Genomic DNA, 16736 nt, shown 5'->3' with positions numbered 1-16736 from the left:
GACCGGAGTGGACGGACCACTGGTGTTCGGGTTGTGTCGCCAGACGCATTGCCCGGTAGCTATGTTCGGACGGGATAACCGCTGAAAGCATCTAAGCGGGAAGCCCCCTTCAAGATGAGACTTCCCTGACTCCTTGAGAGTCCTGAAGAGCCGTTAAAGACTATGACGTTGATAGGTTGGGTGTGTAAGTGCTGTGAGGCATTGAGCTAACCAATACTAATGACTCGTGCGGCTTGACCATATAACGCCAAAGCGATTTGAGAGTAGTTGTGAGTAATGAGTAACTGCAACAACGAGCCATACGCAAGAGTGTACAGCAAGAAAGCTTAATGACCGGATTCCAGAGTTAGGGGAAGTGTGTCTCATAACACACAACCCATAACTCAAACCAGTTAAGCCTGGCGACCATAGAAGGTTAGAACCACCTGATCCCATCCCGAACTCAGCAGTGAAATGACCGATCGCCGATGGTAGTGTGGGGTCTCCCCATGTGAGAGTAGGTCATCGCCAGGCACCCAACAGAAAAGCCCAGTTGAGCAATCAACTGGGCTTTTTCTCTATATGCACCGGATATGGCGCGTAAGCGCTATCGGTGCTTTTCCAGCACTCGTAGTGATCACTGAATGACTTGGTGGTGAGGGCTTTAGCGACACCCTCAAAACTCCGGAAGCATGATCAGATTTAAATAGCAGGCTGATCGGGAAGTCGACCAATAATCTGTATCAGAATTTCTTCAATCTTGTCGAAACGTTTATCTTGCTGGTCAAAGCGTTTGTCCTGCTGGTCAAAGCGTTTGTCCTGCTGATCAAAACGTTGATTGATCTGTCTGAACTGAGCATTGACCTCTCCCTTGAACTCATTCAATTCTCTGCGGGTATCCTGCTGCTCTTTGAGAACAAGGGCAACCACTTCATGGGTTGCACTGACAACTTTCACCAAGTCTCGAAAAGCGTGATCCAGTGCTTCCTGCTTCATCTCCAGTTTCTCAACTCTTGATTCAAGATTCACAAGTTTGCCTTTATGAGTTGTTGTTCGAGACCTCAGGATAGCAGAGAATGGCGAACTGCCAACGGACGTTAAAATGAGCAGTCTATACCCATCTGCCAGAAGCCGATTTCCAGGCGGGTCGCTTCCCGGAAAGTCTGGCAGAGAGCATCCATTCGGGCGGCGTTATAACGGGACCTGGCCAGCTGCTCCAGCTGCTCGACCTGCTTTCTGGCACCACCAAGAAATTCATCACCCCCGTAAGTTTCTATCCAGGCCCAATAAGGGTTGCCCTCTTTGAGCGTATCCGGGTCGTTCTTTAAACGATACCCGATTTCCGCATAACCCACCGCGCAGGGCGATAACGCCGTGTAAAGATCAAGAATATCACCGGCCATTCCCCGCTCCAGCACATAACGGGTGTATGCCATATTGGCCCGGGCTTCCGGCAGGCTGACCACATCCTTCTCTGTCAGCCCCCACTCCCGACAATAGGCCAGATGCAGCGTCATTTCGCCCAGGATACCGCTGACGGACTCCGATGCAGAACGCATATCTTCCAGGTTATCCGACTTGTAAACCGCCAGTGAGTAAGCCCTGGCAAAGTGAATCAGGAACAGATAATCCTGCTGAAGGTAGTGGCGAAAAGAGGCAATTGGCAGCGATCCGTCGGCCATCCCCCTGACAAACGGGTGATGGCAGTAGTTATGCCAGTCCTCCTGGCAGGCCGCTTTCATGCGCCCGTAAAGGGTGTTTTCATCGTTAAGGAAAAAGGTATCTGAGCTCATGGCCGGACTCCGGGCATCATTATTGACCAGCATCATAACTCACCGTTGCCCGGTTGCACATTTATACCCTTAACCGTGGTGGTGACTCTGACTGGCAACACTCAATCGATCAGGGCTGAGGCAAAGGTTTGATGAAACAGGGTATCAGCCTGAAAAAGTTAAGGAACATTTTTGCAGTGAATACGATCAAACTAACCAGATGATCTGAAATCCGCTGTTCAGCCGCTTACCTTCCCGGTGCTTCAGGGCCACACCGCCAATTTTTGCAGTGTTGCAGCGTCTTGCCACACGAGGTGAATGAATAATGCAAACCAACATGTCTTACGCTTCATCAACGATTACCCTGCTTAACCCCGTGAATGTCTCCGACAAAATACGACAAGCAGGGCAAGAGGATATCGTTTTTATCCATACGCCGAAAACCGGGGGGACCAACATTGCCTGTCTGATGAAAGCCATCAGTGCTGATTCAGGCAGCGTATTTAATCATCGCTGCTCCGTTATGCGGCAAGAGGGTGTTTCCCCCAATCTTTTCAAGCCTGGTGGAATGGGCGGTTATCCCTCTCCGGAAGCGCTTGAAAACCTTAAAGCACAACATTCACCCCGATTTATCAGTGGCCATATGCCCACAGGCCTGATAGAGGAAGGTGGTTTACAGGGACGATATATCTCATTAGTTCGGGAGCCGGTAGCAAGAGCCGTGTCCTCCATTAATTTTGATTATCAACGGGGTTACCTTGCCAAAGAGGATGTTGAAACTTATGCCGGTTCCACCATGATTGATAATTTACAAACCCGGCTGATCGCCGGGAAAGATCATATGGATGGTGAATGCACAGAAGACACTTATTGTGCAGCCATCAGAAGAATAAACGACGAATTTCTACTGGTAGCACCGACAGAAGCTGTCGACTCAGTGACGTCAGTGGTTGCTCGTCTGTACGGTGAGGAAAAAGTTGCTTCTGCCCGCTTTCAGGTGACCGGCAATAAGCTCTACGATGAAAAATCTCCACCAGAACACCTTAAGTCCATTTTAATCGGGCGCAATCAGTTTGATACCCGTCTTTATAAGCATGTCGTCAAAGAGTGGGGGACATTTACCAATCACCATGTTACCGGGGTACAGGCAGGTAATGAAGAAAGCCCCTACCTGACCTTACCACCAGACATGTTAACGACGAAAGCATGGAAAAGACTGACAGCCCATGAGATTAACGAGCACAACAAAAAAGCAGGCGGCTCACTGATGCGTTTTCAACAAATGTAAGGATTGTTTTCAAAGCCTGAACAGGTGGCGGATTATGTCCCACCTTGTCGTATATAATTCCCCCGTAAGAAGTTCACTGCTGACCATCTTTATCCTTCCACGTCACCGATGGACAATGCCTGAAAAATGATCAGGAAACTCTGATGTACAAAGAGCCAAAACGAATTCAGTCGGTTGAGCGAAGTTTCGCCATTCTTGAGGTGCTGTCCCGGCATCCCGGGCCATTAACTCTGCAGCAGGTCAGTGAGGCGGTTGAGCTGAACAAGACCACGGTTCATGGCCTGCTGGCGACCATGAGCGAGCTGGGGTATGTCTTGCGCAGCAAACAAGGTTATTCTCTGGGGCTGAGACTTCGTGAGTTGTCCAGACCACTGGAGCAAAAAGACGAAGCCATTCGACGGCATTTCAGTGCCTTGCTGATGAAAATGGCACAGCTCACAGATAACACCGCCTATCTGGCCGTGCCCAGCGGTGCCCAGGAATATCTCTACCTTGATGCGGTTGAAGGCGACCATTCACTCACCATTCGCAGCCCTCGTGGCAAACGTGAAGGTTTGACCACATCGGCTATCGGCAAGGTGTTTCTCGCGTTTGACCATGAATTACTGCGTCGTTTGCGCCTGCTGGGACAAGTCTCCAGGGCGCTGGAAAAGGAGCTCCAGTGGGTATCACAACATAACTATGCCCTGGATCTGGAAGAGGCACAGGCCGGATTAAACTGTCTCGCCATCCCCCTCTACCTGAACGGGGAGTTTGTTGCAGTTGCGGGGATAAGCGGCGGTGCCGGGGAGTTAACCAGGGCTCGCCTGATGCATTTTGCCCTCCAGTTTCTGACCACTCGATAGTAGAGGTACTTAATTTGATAATGTCGAATCTTGTGCACTTTCTTGGCAACTTCCACCTTTTTGTCCTTATCAGCGCATACACTTAACAGTTTCATTGAATCTCAGGAACTGCTTATGTCTGTTGTTTTGATTACCGGTGCCAACCGTGGTCTGGGCTTGGAGTTTGTCCGTCAGTATGCGTCGAAAGGCTGGCAGGTATTGGCAACTTGTCGTTCACCACAGTCAGCAAGTGCACTGAATGAACTGGCAACTGCACACGCCACTGTCCAGGTATTACCGCTGGATGTGACCCAAGAGGCAGACATCAATGCCCTGGCTACCAGCCTGAATGGTCAGGCTATCGATCACCTTATCCTCAATGCCGGTGTACTGGGGTCAGACTGCGCAACACTGGGTGAGATGACCCAGGCGAAATGGCTGGAAGTGCTCACCATCAACACCGTTGCTCCGGCACTGCTTATTCAGGCACTGCAGGACAATGTGGCGGCCAGTGAACATAAGACCATCGTCGGTATCTCTACCCGGGTTGCCAGTCTGGGGGATAATAGCTCCGGCAATATGTACAGTTACCGCGCATCAAAAGCAGCCTTGAACCAGATTCTGGTATCGGCGGCACAAAACCTGCGCAACAAGCAGGTGAAAACCCTGGCCATTCATCCGGGTTGGGTACAAACCGATATGGGCGGTAAGGATGCCACGTTCCCCGCAGAGCAGAGTGTTGCCGGTATTATCAAGGTCACTGAAAACCTGACTCTGGAAGAGTCCGGCAGCTTTCGTGTATTCGATGGTTCCAGCGTCGAGTGGTGATCTGCCCCACAACCTGGCACCATTCCCTGTATTGGTGGCTTAAGCTAACACTGCTGAGTTGATAGCTTTCACGACGGGAGACCTGAAAAGGCCGACAGTTATTGTCGGCCTTTTCATTGATCAGGAACCTTTGACAGGGAAAGCCTGTTGCCTCTCTACTTTCCGTGTCTTTTGCGTTAGTTTTATTCAACCCTTCGCCCGGTTATCGCAGTTTTTAAAGGAGCCCCCGAAACGTGAAAGTTGCGTTTTTACATACTTTAACAGCCAATCAAACCTTATTTGATGCCTGCATTCAAGAGAGCCCGTTAACTGAGATCGCTGATGTTATCCACCGTAATGCCCCAGAGTTATTGCAGTACGCCAGCAGCGTTGGCCTGGATGATACCCTGGCAAAACAGGTCGAACAGCACATACTGAATCTTGAAGAACAGGGGGCGGAGTGGATTATCTGTACCTGTTCGAGTATCGGTCACCTGGCGGAAAGTTCAAAAACCGGGAGTGCACAGGTGATACGCGTCGATAGACCTATGGCATTGGCGGCCAGCCAGGCAAATGGAATTACTGTGCTTGCGGCCCTGAAAACGACGATTGAGCCAACCATGAATTTGCTGGCGGAGTATCAGGCAGACATTCAGCAACTGGCTAAGGTGCGGGTGATTGACGATGCCTGGCAACACTATCTTGATGGTTGTTCAGAGCGTTATCAGCAGACGATTGCTGACTATATCGAGCAACATTGCCTTGAGGACGACTCTATTGTATTGGCGCAGGCTTCGATGGCGCCAGCGGTCAAGCGTTTACCTGAAGCATTGCAGCATAAAGTGCTGACCAGCCCTGAACTGTGTATCCAATATTTAATTGTTCAACTTGCCGGGGAATAAATCGATGGCTTTCTTATCGTTTAGCTTCCGTCGTTCAAAAACACAAAACCGGGCACCTGGCCCGGTTTTATGCACTTACCGCCTGATTGATCAGATCGCAATCAGTTTGCCATCTTTGCCATGCATCGCCGGAACCCATGCCAGACGGTCGGCCGACATTTTCTCACCAGAAGGCATTTTTATATGGTTTACCAGCCAGATCACACAGCCATTTTCCAGGTTAAATAGCACTCGAACCTGTGAGTAAAGATTGCCATCATCATAAGCTTCTGATGCTTGCATTGCCGCGCCCTGCCAGGCTTCAGCCAGTATTTCCAGTGGCCAGTCAACGTTTAAATGAATCACTTCTGGCTCAATGTCTTTGATAATACGCATTTCGATACGCGTATGTTGACCTTTATTTTCCAGGGTAATGTGGTGGGGAATATTGCTGTCATTCCAACTTAGTGTATTCACGGTTACGCCTCCAGCCAATCGTTGGCCACTTTAATAATTGCTTTGCGCACTGGCATTGGCTCATTGATAGCGACCAATGGACGGTGCGGTTGAGCCACATTGAAGATGATAAATTCCTGTTCGTTCAGGTCGGTAAATTGCTCTTCAATAATATCTTCACTAAAGGCGATATCTTTGGCGTCGAGCAGGTCTTCAGCAATACTTTGGAATGGCTGCAGGCTGTAACCGTAACGCTCTTCACCGGCAAGCAGGATTTGTACGTCAACGTATTTACGATGACATTCAGAGCGTCGGTCACTGAGTAGTTGGGTATTGTCATCAACGACAAAGAAAAAGACTTTATCGCCTTCGATAGGGTAATGACCATTTTTGACAGAATCATAAGTGCGCTGTTTCACATGCTCGATGACATTCAACAGCTTAGCCGGCAGGTGCTGATAGTTACTCAGCTCAGACAGGTTGCCTTTAAACACTTTATACCTCTTTTACTACACAGGCAGCGTTAGAAAGGCTAATCATAAAGTGCCTGCCCAGGAAAGAGAAGCAGCTCAAACTGGTTCTGTTAGAAGTTGAACCAGCTTCAGAGGTAACTATCCTGCCAGAGAGAAAAAAGCAGATTTAAACGGTTAAATATCCGCCATCCACATTTATGCAGGCACCCGTTGTATAACTGGAAGCGTCAGACACCAGGTAAAGAACAGTTCCCGCCATTTCTTCAGGTGCGGCGCTGCGATTCATGGGTATATGCGTCAATGCCTGTTTCAGAATTGCCGGATTGCCCGTCAGTGCTGAGGCAAACTTTGTTTCAGTCAAACCCGGTAATAAGGCGTTTACCCGGATATTCAGCCCGGCACACTCTTTGGCAAAGGCTTTGGTCATGGAGATAACCGCTGCTTTGGTAACCGAGTAAATACCCTGCATATGCCCGGGCACAACACCATTGACAGAAGCAACATTAACAATATTACCACCGTTATTTTTGCGCATGATTTTTCCAGCCTCTGCGCACATAAAGAAGTAGCCACGAATATTAACGTCTACTGTCTTTTGAAAGGCCGCCAGATCAGTATCAAGAATATGCCCAAAGTAAGGGTTGGCCGCTGCATTATTCACCAGAATATCCAGCTCACCATGTTTTGCCTTGATCGTATCAAACAGGGAGGTGATCTGATCCATATCTCCGATATGACAGGGGATAGCTTCGGCAGAGCCGCCGCTGTCACGAATACTGCTACAAACGGCTTCACTGCTATCCAACTTACGGCTGGAAACAATCACATGGGCACCCTGTTCTGCCAGCAGTCTGGCAATAGCTTCACCAATGCCTCGACTGGCACCAGTCACCAATGCAATTTTTCCTTGCAGGTTGAACAGATCTTTTTGGGGTTTGTTGTTTGTCATAAGACGTCTCTTTATTGTTTTTATATGCGGGTGAGCAACGCTTTTTCACCTTTTACTTCAAGGTGTGAATAATTGTTGAAACCATGCAGGCTCAGTTTACCGTTGCGCTCAGAGATAGCTGTAATGGATGTATTGTGAATCTGTCGGTTAATACGAAACATCTCAGTATCCGGACAGTTTAACAGTTGCAGTATAATCACAGAGATCACACCACCTGAGCTGACCAGCACAGCGGAATCATTTTGTGCCATCTGACGGGTCGACTGATAAAGTACCTCTATCGTCCGGGATTTAAAGGTATTCCAGGACTCCTGGTATTCATTGTCATAATCACCAGACATCCAGCGAAACAGTGCCGCACGATAGGCATCAAAAAAAGCCTGCTTAGGGTTAGCCGCCCGGGCAAAAGCCAGGTCCATTTGTGCCCGATCGGTAAAATCGGGGTTCGCCGCCAGCATCAAGTCACCGGAATCCAGCTCATCCAGCCCGGGAAAGGTGATATCCGCGCACAACGAACGGTACCCGCTTTTCGACATCCCTTTATGGATACCAGCCAGCGTCTGCTGTTGTCGCAGCAAGGTGCCGGAGCCTGACAATTGAAATGACTTGCCCAGTGTTTGTGCCAACCACTCGCCAGTAATAACAGCCTGACGTTCACCCAGCGGGGAAAGACAGTCATAGTCGTGCTGCCCAAATGATGCCTGACCGTGTCGAGTCAAATAAATGGTAGCCATTGTTCTTTTTATCCGGGGCTAGAGTGATGACTGGCTGATCAACCGCAGGCAGCGTTGCTCCAGATAAGCTATCGCCATAGGAAACATGGCAAAACGTTGATCCCTGGTCTGGCCATGATGAAAGCGGTAGTATATCTGCTGCATAATCACTGCCAGCCGGAATAAGCCGTAAACTTCGTAGAAATCAAACGTCTTCAGTTCAATAGTATTCTGCTCACAGTACCAATCGACCACTTGTTTGCGCGTCAGCATACCCGCAATATTCGTTGGTTGACGGCGGAACATTTGCATTTGTGGTTCATCATCCGCTTCGATCCAGTAGGCAAGGCTATTACCCAGATCCATCAATGGGTCACCCAGTGTGCACATCTCCCAGTCCAGCACACCAATAACTTCAGTTGGGTTGTCCGGGTTCAAGACCACATTGTCGAACCGGAAATCATTGTGAATCAGACAGGTGCCAGCATCTTCAGGTTGCTTACTGTCGAGCCAGCTCATCACTTGTTCAAAGTCGGGTACATTGTCGGTGATCGCCTTACGATAACGGCCACTCCAGCCGTCGATCTGACGTTGCACGTATCCGGAACCTTTACCCAGACTGGTCAAACCGGCTTTTTCAATATCGATGTTGTGCAATTCACTGAACTTTTGCAGAACATTGATGCACAACTGTCGACCTTCCTGCTCCGATAGTGCCATCCCTTTTGGCAGGTTATTGCGTGGAATAATGCCATTCAGGCGCTCCATCAAATAGAAATCACACCCCAGAACACTCTGCTCTTCACAAAAGGCCACCATTTTGGGTACCGGGTAATGATCCTGCAAAGCAGACATTACACGATATTCACGACTCATATCGTGGGCAGAAGCCGCTTTTACACCAAAAGGCGGGCGTCTGAGAATCCATTCTTTCTCGCCTTTGGAAACCAGGTAAGTCAGATTGGAAGCACCGCCGGGGTATTGCTCAACCTTAAGGTCACCGGCAATATCAGGAAACATCCTATTCAGATAGGCATCCAGTGCCACCCTATCCAGCTCCTCTCCGGATCGAACCGTTCCCGGCTGATCAACAAATCCTGCACTTTCAGTGGTCATAGTTTCACGCCCTGTTTTTTTAAATTCTTCTTATACCCTTTGCTCACCAGTGTTTTGAACAGCGATGGCAGGTAACGCTTGATGCGCCACAGTGTGCGCCCCTCGCGATGGGGCAAGACATAAAATGTCTTATTCTGAACCGCATTGAAGATATCATTGGCCACATCTTCAGCGGTGATGTTGGAACTGGCCAGTAGCTTATCCACCACCTTTTTCATTTCAGCATCACCGGATCGAAAAGACTCAGCAAGATTGGTCTGAAAAAATCCCGGGCAAACCACTGACGTATGAATACCAAAAGGTTCCAACTCGATCCTGATGGTTTCTGACAGGCCCACCACTGCACTTTTGGTGGCGTTATAGCTGGACATCATCGGTGCATTCACCAAACCGGCAAGCGAAGCAATATTGACAATATGGCCGGAGCGCTGCTGCTTAAACAGTGGCGTAATGGTCTTACAACCTCTGGCAACACCCAGCAGGTTAATGTCCAGGATCCACTGCCAATCTTCCATGGAGGACGTTTCGATACGACCACCGGCTGCCACACCGGCATTATTAACCAGCACACCGATATTGCCCCAGCGCTGCACGGCGCTGGCAATCATGGCTTCTACATCCTGATCACTGGTGACATCACAGCGGGTGAAATAGGCATCGGCACCCAGGGCTTTCAGGGCTTCGACAGTTTTATTGCCTGGCTCCTGATTGATATCAGCGACACAAACCGAATAACCTGCACGGGCAAAGCGCTCACAAGTTGCACGGCCAAGGCCGCTGGCACCGCCGGTCACAATTATTGTTTTTATAGACGACATGCCTTGATCCTATTTATTATTTTTCGTGTTATCGATACTTCATCAGTTCAAACTTGGCAATCAACCCACGATGCACTTCATCTGGCCCATCCGCCAAACGCAGCACCCTTGCCATTGCCAGCATACGGGTTAACGGGAAATCATCGGAAAGACCACCACCACCGTGCATCTGAATAGCCGCATCAACCACCTGCTGGGCAACGTTGGGGGCCACCACCTTGATCTGGGAAACTTCGCTCATTGCGCCCATAATGCCTTTTGTATCCATGAGCCATGCCGCTTTCAGAGTTAGCAACCGGGCCTGTTCAATACCGATGCGGGCATTGGCAATCACATCAGGATTGCCATTTAACTTCACCAAAGGCTTTCCAAACGCCTTGCGGCTCAGACCCCGCTCACACAACAGTTTGAGTGCTTTTTCTGCAGAGCCAATCAAACGCATGCAATGATGGATACGACCAGGCCCCAGACGCCCCTGGGCAATTTCAAACCCCCGGCCCGGGCCACCAATAAAGGCAGACAAAGGTAACCGTACATCAGTAAACGACACTTCACCATGACCAAATGGTGCATCGTAGTCACCCATAACACTTAACATGCGCTCGATTTTGATACCGGGCGTAGCCAAAGGCACCAGCACCATAGCATGACGGTGATGTCGATCGGCATCAGGGTTGGAAATGCCCATAAAGATAACGAACTTGCAGTTAGGATGGCCAATACCACTGCTCCACCACTTACGACCATTCAATACTATCTCATCACCCTCAACGACACAGGTGGCACCCATATTGGTTGCATCACTGGAGGCAACCTCTGGTTCGGTCATACAGAACGCAGAACGAATTTCCCCGGCCAGCAACGGTTTAAGCCATTGCTCTTTTTGCTCCTCACTGCCGTATTTCCAGAGCACTTCGGCATTGCCGGTATCCGGCGCATTACAGTTAAAGATCTCCGGTGCCATCAAGCTCCAGCCAGTGGCCTCGGCAATAGGTGCATACTCAGTATTGGTAAGTCCTGCGCCCCATTCATCACAGGGCAGAAACATATTCCAGAGCCCTGCACTGCGAGCCTGTCTTTTTAACTCTTCAACGATTTCCGGTTGCTGCCATTCAGAGTGGTCTGCGGAGGTGGACAGTGCCTGATGATAAGCTTCTTCTGCTGGCAGTACTTTGTCGTTCATGAATGCCTGAGTGCGCTTGAGAAAATCCTGCGCTTTGGCGGAATGGGAAAAATCCATGAAGGCCTCGCTGTTATTGTTATTGCCCTCTATGCTGCTGTAGAAGATAATCTCGATCAAATGAATAGTTTTGATGAATAACTATAAATATTATGCATATATCAAGACTTGATCTTAATCTTCTGAGAGTGCTCGAAGCCATTGCCGTTGCCGGCTCAATTACCGGTGCCGCAGGACGACTCAACCTTACCCAACCCGCAGTCAGCCACGCCTTAAACCGGCTTCGAGAACAGTTGGACGATCCACTGTTTATCCGTGAGGGTCGGGGCCTTCAACCTTCTTTATATACCCGGGAAATTTTACCGGAATTGCGCACCGTCCTTGGCGACCTGGAGCGTGTGCTGGCACCGAGAGATGACTTTGTCCCGGTCACCAGTAAGTTGTCATTTACTTTGGCCATTCATAAGGCAATGGAAACTGTTGTGCTGCCGCCATTAATGATGGCTATACAGCAACAGGCTCCTGACATTTCGATCCATAGTGTGAAACTTGATCGTCACCATGTGGAAAAGGAGCTAAGAGCAGGCAATATCGACCTTGCCATTGACGTGCTTCTGCCGGTGGGCAGCCAAATCGAATATACCTTACTGCAGAAAACACCGATGGTTGTCGTTGCCCGAAAAAATCACAGCCGTATAACAACACAGCTGACCATGGATGAATATTTGAATGAAAAACATATTCTGGTGTCATCCCGCCGGGAAGGACCTGGTTATGAAGATCAGCAATTGGCCAGCCTGGAAAAACGACGCTCAATTGCCCTTCGTTTGAGGGATTACCAGGTAGGCTGTCAGGTGGCTTCCTGCTCAGACTTATTGCTCACCCTGCCGCAGGATTACGCTCAACAATTGTCTCAGGATATGGGACTGCAAATTCTTCCACTGCCCTATGAACTGCCATCGGTCAGTGCCTATCTTTACTGGTACTCCATCAGAAGTGCATCGCCCTCACTGCGATGGCTCAGAGGGCTATTAAATGAAGGCTCTTTTAAAGCTTCAGACTGCTATGCAATCAGCACTAAGGCCTGAAGCAGATTTTTGGCTCTTCAGCCAACATTATGCAAAAAACCAAGCAAGTTTACAGCAGGTTGAGTTTCTGAAAGAGAACTAACTCATTTCTACCTCCGACATATCTGGCTGTAACAACTTCTTAAACGACAGATGGCCATGCAGAACCTCAAAAGCGGTCTCACTGACGACTTCATCCTTTAACGCGGGAGATTGCAGTATGGCGGTTTCAAGATCCCGTACCGCCTCATCATGTTGCCCAAGTGCCGCTTCAGCACAGGCCCTTTGCCAGTAGGCAAGCGCATATTCGTGATCATGTTCAATCGCCTGATTGGTCAGTGATAGCGCCCACCGGGCCTCACCAAGATCCAGCAACGAGTCAGCCTTATAGGTCAGTGCCTCAACATCATCCGGTTTGATTTCCAAAATCTGGTCATAGATGTTGATCTGCTCATGGAGGTTCGTCTCAAGCCCAGCACGCATCCATAATGAATGAACCTGATTGGTTTGCGATATCTTTTCCTGGGCAGAAATAATCTGCTCCGAACGAACGACCAGCTTCGTCTCAAGCTCATTCAGCCTTTTTTCATATTCCAGTGTCATCTGAGAAACCTGGCTTTCGACCTGTGCCTTAATGGTTTCACGAACCTCTCGCAATGAACGCCACCCAAGCAAAACCAGAATCGAAGCCGCGCCAGTAATGATGAAGAAGATATTGTTAACGGTATCCGTTGTATAACGTACCGCCCGATCTGAGGCATCCAGCCGGGCCTCAGCAACTTTATTGATCAGTTCAGCCCGCATGAACTGCTGATCCTGACGGAGATTCTTGAGTTCATCAAGAATATAGCGCTCAATGAACGGCTTATAGAGGGGCTCATCAATCTCAGCTGGGGTTTGAGCCTTAACTGAAGAGAAGGTCAGCAATACAAAGCAGGCAAGCAACAGCTTGAGGATAAGTTTGTGAGGCATTAACCCTCCCTGGATTAGCCATCGTCTGATAATAACTGCGTTAAAGCTCTACCTTATCCCGACTCAGGAAAACGGGTCAATGAGTTGAAGTTTCAACCTGATTATTCAGTCAAATCTGAGCAGATCTCATTGCTTATCATTGTCCTGAAATACGAGAATGATGCCAACTGTCTGACTCAAGTATTGTTTACCCGAATATCAAACAACCGTGCATTAGAAACCTGAGAGTCGAATTTCAGATTTTAACAAAACTGTCATTTTGAATTCTTAGGATGTGTTCTGTTGATTAATATAATCAGAAATGGATTGTTATAAATGAACATCAGAAAATTGATCGTGTTTGCTGGCTTGAGTGTCTCCTCTTTTGCGGCATCAATTGCACAGGGTGCAACCGAATTAACCCTGTGGCATGCCATGGGTGGAAGAAATGGTGAAGTGGTTGAAATATTAGTAGACCGCTTTAACCAGAGTCAGGATGAATACAGGCTGACAGCGGTAAACAAAGGCGGTTATGAAGACACGATGACTGCCGGTATTGCAGCTTTCAGAGCAAGAAAAGCGCCACATATCATTCAGGTTTTTGATGCCGGTGCTGCAACCATTATCAATGCGAAGGGTGCCGTCTATCCAGTGCAGGATCTGCTGGAAGATAATGGCATTGCCTTTGATAGCAACGATTATATCCCAGGTGTTCGACACTTTTATGCAGACTCTGCTGGCAAAATGATCGGAATGCCCTTCAACAGTTCCACACCTCTTCTTTATTTCAACAAAGAAGCTCTTGCCAAAGCCGGTGTAACTCCACCCAAAACCTGGGAAGAGTTTGAGCAGGCAGCGCCCAAACTGAAAGCCGCTGGTTATCTGGCATTGGCTCAGTCTCACAGCCCATGGATCTTTTCCGAGAACTTCCATTCCCGCCATAACCTGCCCATGGCAACTGGCAACAACGGTTACGACAGCACTGATGTAAAAATTCTCTATAACAACGATGCCCTGAAAATGCACTGGGGCAAAGTCAAAGAGTGGATGGATAACGGCTACTATGGCTATTACGGCAGAGCCTGGGGCGATAATCAGGATGCCTTTACCAAAGGTCAGGTGGCAATGTGGCTGGGCTCATCCGGTTCTTTCGGAAACTTGAAAAAGACGGCTGACTTTGAATTTGGCACAACCTATCTGCCCTACTGGAGCAGCTTGATCGAAGAGCCCAAAAGCACCTTTATTGGTGGTGCAGCACTGTTCAGCTTTACCGGGCACAATGCTGATGAATACAAGGGCATTGCTGAATTCTACAAGTTCCTGACACAGGCTGAGACTCAGTTGTTATGGCACAGGGAAACTGGCTATGTGGCCATCACCAACGATGCCTATACACTGGCCAAAGAGAGTGGCTATTACCAGGAAGCACCGGATGCCGAGGTTGGTATGCTGCAGTTGAGCCTTGCTGGTGGCGAGTGGACCAAAGGCTATCGTCTGGGCTACTACGTTCAGATTCGTGAAAGCCTCTACAAGAATTATGAAAAGATTCTCTCCGGACAGACCAGTGTGGACGATGCCTTCAATTCTATTGAGCGTGAATCCAACAAACTGCTGTCCCGCTTTAACGACACTTATAACTAAGTGGTTAATTGTTCATTTATTACCACAGTTACTAAGGGGCTGTGGTGCTTCTGGTAATATTTTTCGGGTTATAGCGGGTTATAAATTGTTGTGCAGAAAAATCAGTTTCAACACAGTGCACTGCCGTATTTCTTGATATTGCCCCAGGTACTCATCATCCTGGTGTTTTTCCTCTGGCCATCTGGCCAGGCCATTCAGCAGTCGTTTTATATGGAAGATGCTTTCGGGCTTTCCAGCGAATTTGTAGGGTTGCGAAATTTTACTGATGTTCTGGAAGATCCGGAGTATGTCAGCACGGTGTTGTTTACCCTGTTTTTTTCAGCGCTGGTTACTTTTTTTTCTCTATCACTGGCATTACTACTGGCGGTTCAGGTGAATGAAGTGTTGACCGGTGCCGGGGTTTATAAAACCTTTCTGATGTGGGCCTATGCCATCGCGCCTCCAGCGGCTGGCCTGGTTGGCAGTTTATTGTTCAGCCCTTTGATGGGGGATCTTTACAATGGTATCAACGCACTGGGCTTTGACTTTAACCATACCCGGGATGGAAGTGATGCGATCTTCGTTGTCGTTTTGATTTCTGTATGGAAGCAGTTAAGTATCAACTTTATTTTCTTCTTATCCGGTTTGCAGGGGATACCTGCTTCTGTTCAGGAAGCTGCAAGAATTGATTGCCCGGGTTCTATTAAACGATTCTGGACAGTTACCTTCCCACTTCTGGCACCTACCACGTTCTTCCTGTTGGTTATCAATACGACTTATGCCTTCTTCGAAACTTTCGGTGTGATCGATCTGACCACCCGTGGCGGCCCCGCAGGCTCAACTACGACGTTGGTGTACAAGATTTATCAGGATGGTTTTCTTGGAGCTGATTTGGGAGGTAGCGCCGCGCAGTCGGTTATTCTGATGCTGTTTGTCATCTGCCTGACGATTATCCAGTTCCGTTATGTTGATAAAAAGGTGCATTACTGATGAGTAAACCATGGACTCGCACCGTCATACGTCACGGTATTTTAATCATGGGCACCTTGATTATGGTGTTGCCTTTATGGATTGCGCTCATGTCATCCACCCATACGCCGGAGACATTGTTTAAGGAAGGGCTGCAATTTTTTCCCGGAGGGTATGGATGGGAAACGTACAAGACCATTCTTGGCGGTAATGATGATTTATCAACACCCGCCTGGCGTATGTTGTTGAACAGCCTTGTGTTGGGTCTGGGCTTTGCTATTGGCAAGATTATTATCTCCACCATTGCTGCCTATGCCCTGGTTTATTTTCGGTTTCCCCTGGCAACACCGTTGTTCTGGATGATTTTTGCAACACTGCTGCTACCTCTGGAGGTCAGGATTATTCCTTCCTATGAAGTGGTCGCCCAGCTGGAGCTGCTCAATAGCTATGCCGGATTGATTATTCCCTTGATCGCATCAGCAACGGGCACTTTTTTCTTCCGGCAGTTCTATCGCTCAGTGCCAGGTGAATTAATGGAAGCTGCCCGTATGGATGGTGCCGGGCCAGTGCGGTTTTTTATCGATATTCTTCTGCCTTTGTCGTCCACCATGCTGGCTGCAATTTTCATCATCATGTTTGTGGTTGGTTGGAACCAGTATCTCTGGCCATTACTGATGACAACAGATACTGACTACTACACGGTTGTAATTGGCATACGACAGATGTTTCAAACCATCAACGAAGGTGGTGACTTACCTCAGTTTAATATCGCCTTTGGCTTAACCATTCTGGCGACAATTCCCCCGGTGCTGGTTGTGGTGATCTTCCAGCGAATGTTCATCAAGGGGTTGGTGGAAACCGAAAAATAACAGG

Annotated in this window: 18 protein-coding genes and 2 rRNA genes; 10 read left to right on the top strand and 10 right to left on the bottom strand. The window is 48.6% G+C overall.

What is annotated here, in order from left to right:
* Positions 1-241 (top strand): 23S ribosomal RNA (locus tag J7438_RS21400); the annotation flags it as partial.
* A gap of 156 nt (positions 242-397) precedes the next feature.
* A 5S ribosomal RNA gene (gene rrf, locus J7438_RS21395) occupies positions 398-513 on the top strand.
* A 168-nt stretch (positions 514-681) separates the two neighbouring features.
* On the opposite strand, the gene J7438_RS21390 is transcribed toward rrf, so the two are convergent.
* Both J7438_RS21390 and tenA read right to left on the bottom strand, forming a co-directional pair.
* Positions 682-1008: a hypothetical protein gene (locus J7438_RS21390; protein ID WP_209203981.1), complete on the bottom strand. Its 327-nt coding sequence runs from the start codon at positions 1006-1008 to the stop codon at positions 682-684.
* 68 nt (positions 1009-1076) lie between these two features.
* Complete coding sequence (tenA, locus tag J7438_RS21385; RefSeq protein WP_286196807.1) at positions 1077-1772, bottom strand: thiaminase II; 696 nt, start codon at positions 1770-1772, stop codon at positions 1077-1079.
* A 304-nt stretch (positions 1773-2076) separates the two neighbouring features.
* Between tenA and J7438_RS21380 the strand changes: the two genes are divergently transcribed.
* The 4 genes from J7438_RS21380 (at position 2077) to J7438_RS21365 (ending at position 5572) form a co-directional block, all read left to right on the top strand.
* The gene (locus tag J7438_RS21380; protein ID WP_209278145.1) at positions 2077-3039 is read left to right on the top strand and encodes a sulfotransferase domain-containing protein; all 963 of its coding nucleotides are present in this window, start codon (positions 2077-2079) and stop codon (positions 3037-3039) included.
* 143 nt (positions 3040-3182) lie between these two features.
* Positions 3183-3884, top strand: coding sequence for an IclR family transcriptional regulator (locus J7438_RS21375; RefSeq protein WP_209278144.1), 702 nt, complete (start codon positions 3183-3185; stop codon positions 3882-3884).
* Positions 3885-3998: 114 nt separating this feature from the next.
* Positions 3999-4691 (top strand): SDR family oxidoreductase, encoded by a 693-nt coding sequence (locus J7438_RS21370; protein ID WP_209203985.1) that lies wholly within the window; start codon positions 3999-4001, stop codon positions 4689-4691.
* Positions 4692-4924: 233 nt separating this feature from the next.
* Positions 4925-5572, top strand: a complete 648-nt coding sequence (locus tag J7438_RS21365; protein WP_209278143.1) for a hypothetical protein — start codon at positions 4925-4927, stop codon at positions 5570-5572.
* 90 nt (positions 5573-5662) lie between these two features.
* Here J7438_RS21365 and J7438_RS21360 read toward each other — a convergent pair whose 3' ends face one another.
* The 7 genes from J7438_RS21360 to J7438_RS21330 form a co-directional block, all read right to left on the bottom strand.
* Positions 5663-6028 carry a hypothetical protein gene (locus J7438_RS21360; protein ID WP_209278142.1) on the bottom strand — a complete coding sequence of 122 codons (366 nt, stop codon included), beginning with the start codon at positions 6026-6028 and terminating at the stop codon, positions 5663-5665.
* A 2-nt stretch (positions 6029-6030) separates the two neighbouring features.
* The gene (locus J7438_RS21355; RefSeq protein ID WP_209278141.1) at positions 6031-6501 is read right to left on the bottom strand and encodes a NanQ anomerase/TabA/YiaL family protein; all 471 of its coding nucleotides are present in this window, start codon (positions 6499-6501) and stop codon (positions 6031-6033) included.
* Between the two features lie 145 nt (positions 6502-6646).
* Positions 6647-7429 carry an SDR family oxidoreductase gene (locus tag J7438_RS21350; protein WP_209278140.1) on the bottom strand — a complete coding sequence of 261 codons (783 nt, stop codon included), beginning with the start codon at positions 7427-7429 and terminating at the stop codon, positions 6647-6649.
* A gap of 20 nt (positions 7430-7449) precedes the next feature.
* Entirely contained in the window at positions 7450-8163 is a 714-nt protein-coding gene (locus tag J7438_RS21345; RefSeq protein WP_209278139.1) for a histidine phosphatase family protein, read from the bottom strand.
* Between the two features lie 18 nt (positions 8164-8181).
* Positions 8182-9258, bottom strand: a complete 1077-nt coding sequence (locus J7438_RS21340) for a phosphotransferase family protein (RefSeq protein ID WP_209203991.1) — start codon at positions 9256-9258, stop codon at positions 8182-8184.
* Positions 9255-10076 carry an SDR family oxidoreductase gene (locus J7438_RS21335; protein ID WP_209203992.1) on the bottom strand — a complete coding sequence of 274 codons (822 nt, stop codon included), beginning with the start codon at positions 10074-10076 and terminating at the stop codon, positions 9255-9257. Before J7438_RS21335 ends, J7438_RS21340 begins: the two co-directional genes overlap by 4 nt.
* Before the next feature lie 28 nt (positions 10077-10104).
* Positions 10105-11316 (bottom strand): acyl-CoA dehydrogenase family protein, encoded by a 1212-nt coding sequence (locus J7438_RS21330; RefSeq protein WP_209204012.1) that lies wholly within the window; start codon positions 11314-11316, stop codon positions 10105-10107.
* Positions 11317-11408: 92 nt separating this feature from the next.
* Here J7438_RS21330 and J7438_RS21325 point away from each other — a divergent pair, with 92 nt between their 5' ends.
* A complete protein-coding gene (locus J7438_RS21325; RefSeq protein WP_209203993.1) occupies positions 11409-12344 on the top strand; it encodes a LysR family transcriptional regulator in 936 nt (311 codons plus the stop codon).
* Between the two features lie 78 nt (positions 12345-12422).
* Here J7438_RS21325 and J7438_RS21320 read toward each other — a convergent pair whose 3' ends face one another.
* A complete protein-coding gene (locus J7438_RS21320; protein WP_209203994.1) occupies positions 12423-13295 on the bottom strand; it encodes a tetratricopeptide repeat protein in 873 nt (290 codons plus the stop codon).
* 315 nt (positions 13296-13610) lie between these two features.
* Here J7438_RS21320 and J7438_RS21315 point away from each other — a divergent pair, with 315 nt between their 5' ends.
* The 3 genes from J7438_RS21315 to ugpE all read left to right on the top strand — a co-directional run bounded on the left by J7438_RS21315 (position 13611) and on the right by ugpE (position 16732).
* The gene (locus J7438_RS21315; protein ID WP_209278138.1) at positions 13611-14915 is read left to right on the top strand and encodes an extracellular solute-binding protein; all 1305 of its coding nucleotides are present in this window, start codon (positions 13611-13613) and stop codon (positions 14913-14915) included.
* 90 nt (positions 14916-15005) lie between these two features.
* The gene (locus tag J7438_RS21310; RefSeq protein WP_353620172.1) at positions 15006-15884 is read left to right on the top strand and encodes an ABC transporter permease subunit; all 879 of its coding nucleotides are present in this window, start codon (positions 15006-15008) and stop codon (positions 15882-15884) included.
* Positions 15884-16732: a sn-glycerol-3-phosphate ABC transporter permease UgpE gene (gene ugpE / locus J7438_RS21305; protein WP_209278137.1), complete on the top strand. Its 849-nt coding sequence runs from the start codon at positions 15884-15886 to the stop codon at positions 16730-16732. The genes J7438_RS21310 and ugpE overlap by 1 nt, the downstream gene beginning before the upstream one ends.
* Positions 16733-16736 lie beyond the last annotated feature (4 nt).

It is taken from the genome of Thalassotalea sp. G20_0, from assembly GCF_017744175.1.
GTDB lineage: Bacteria > Pseudomonadota > Gammaproteobacteria > Pseudomonadales > Endozoicomonadaceae > Endozoicomonas.
The sequence above is the reverse complement of the archived record's forward strand: the minus strand, read 5'-3'. Positions and strand labels throughout refer to the sequence as shown.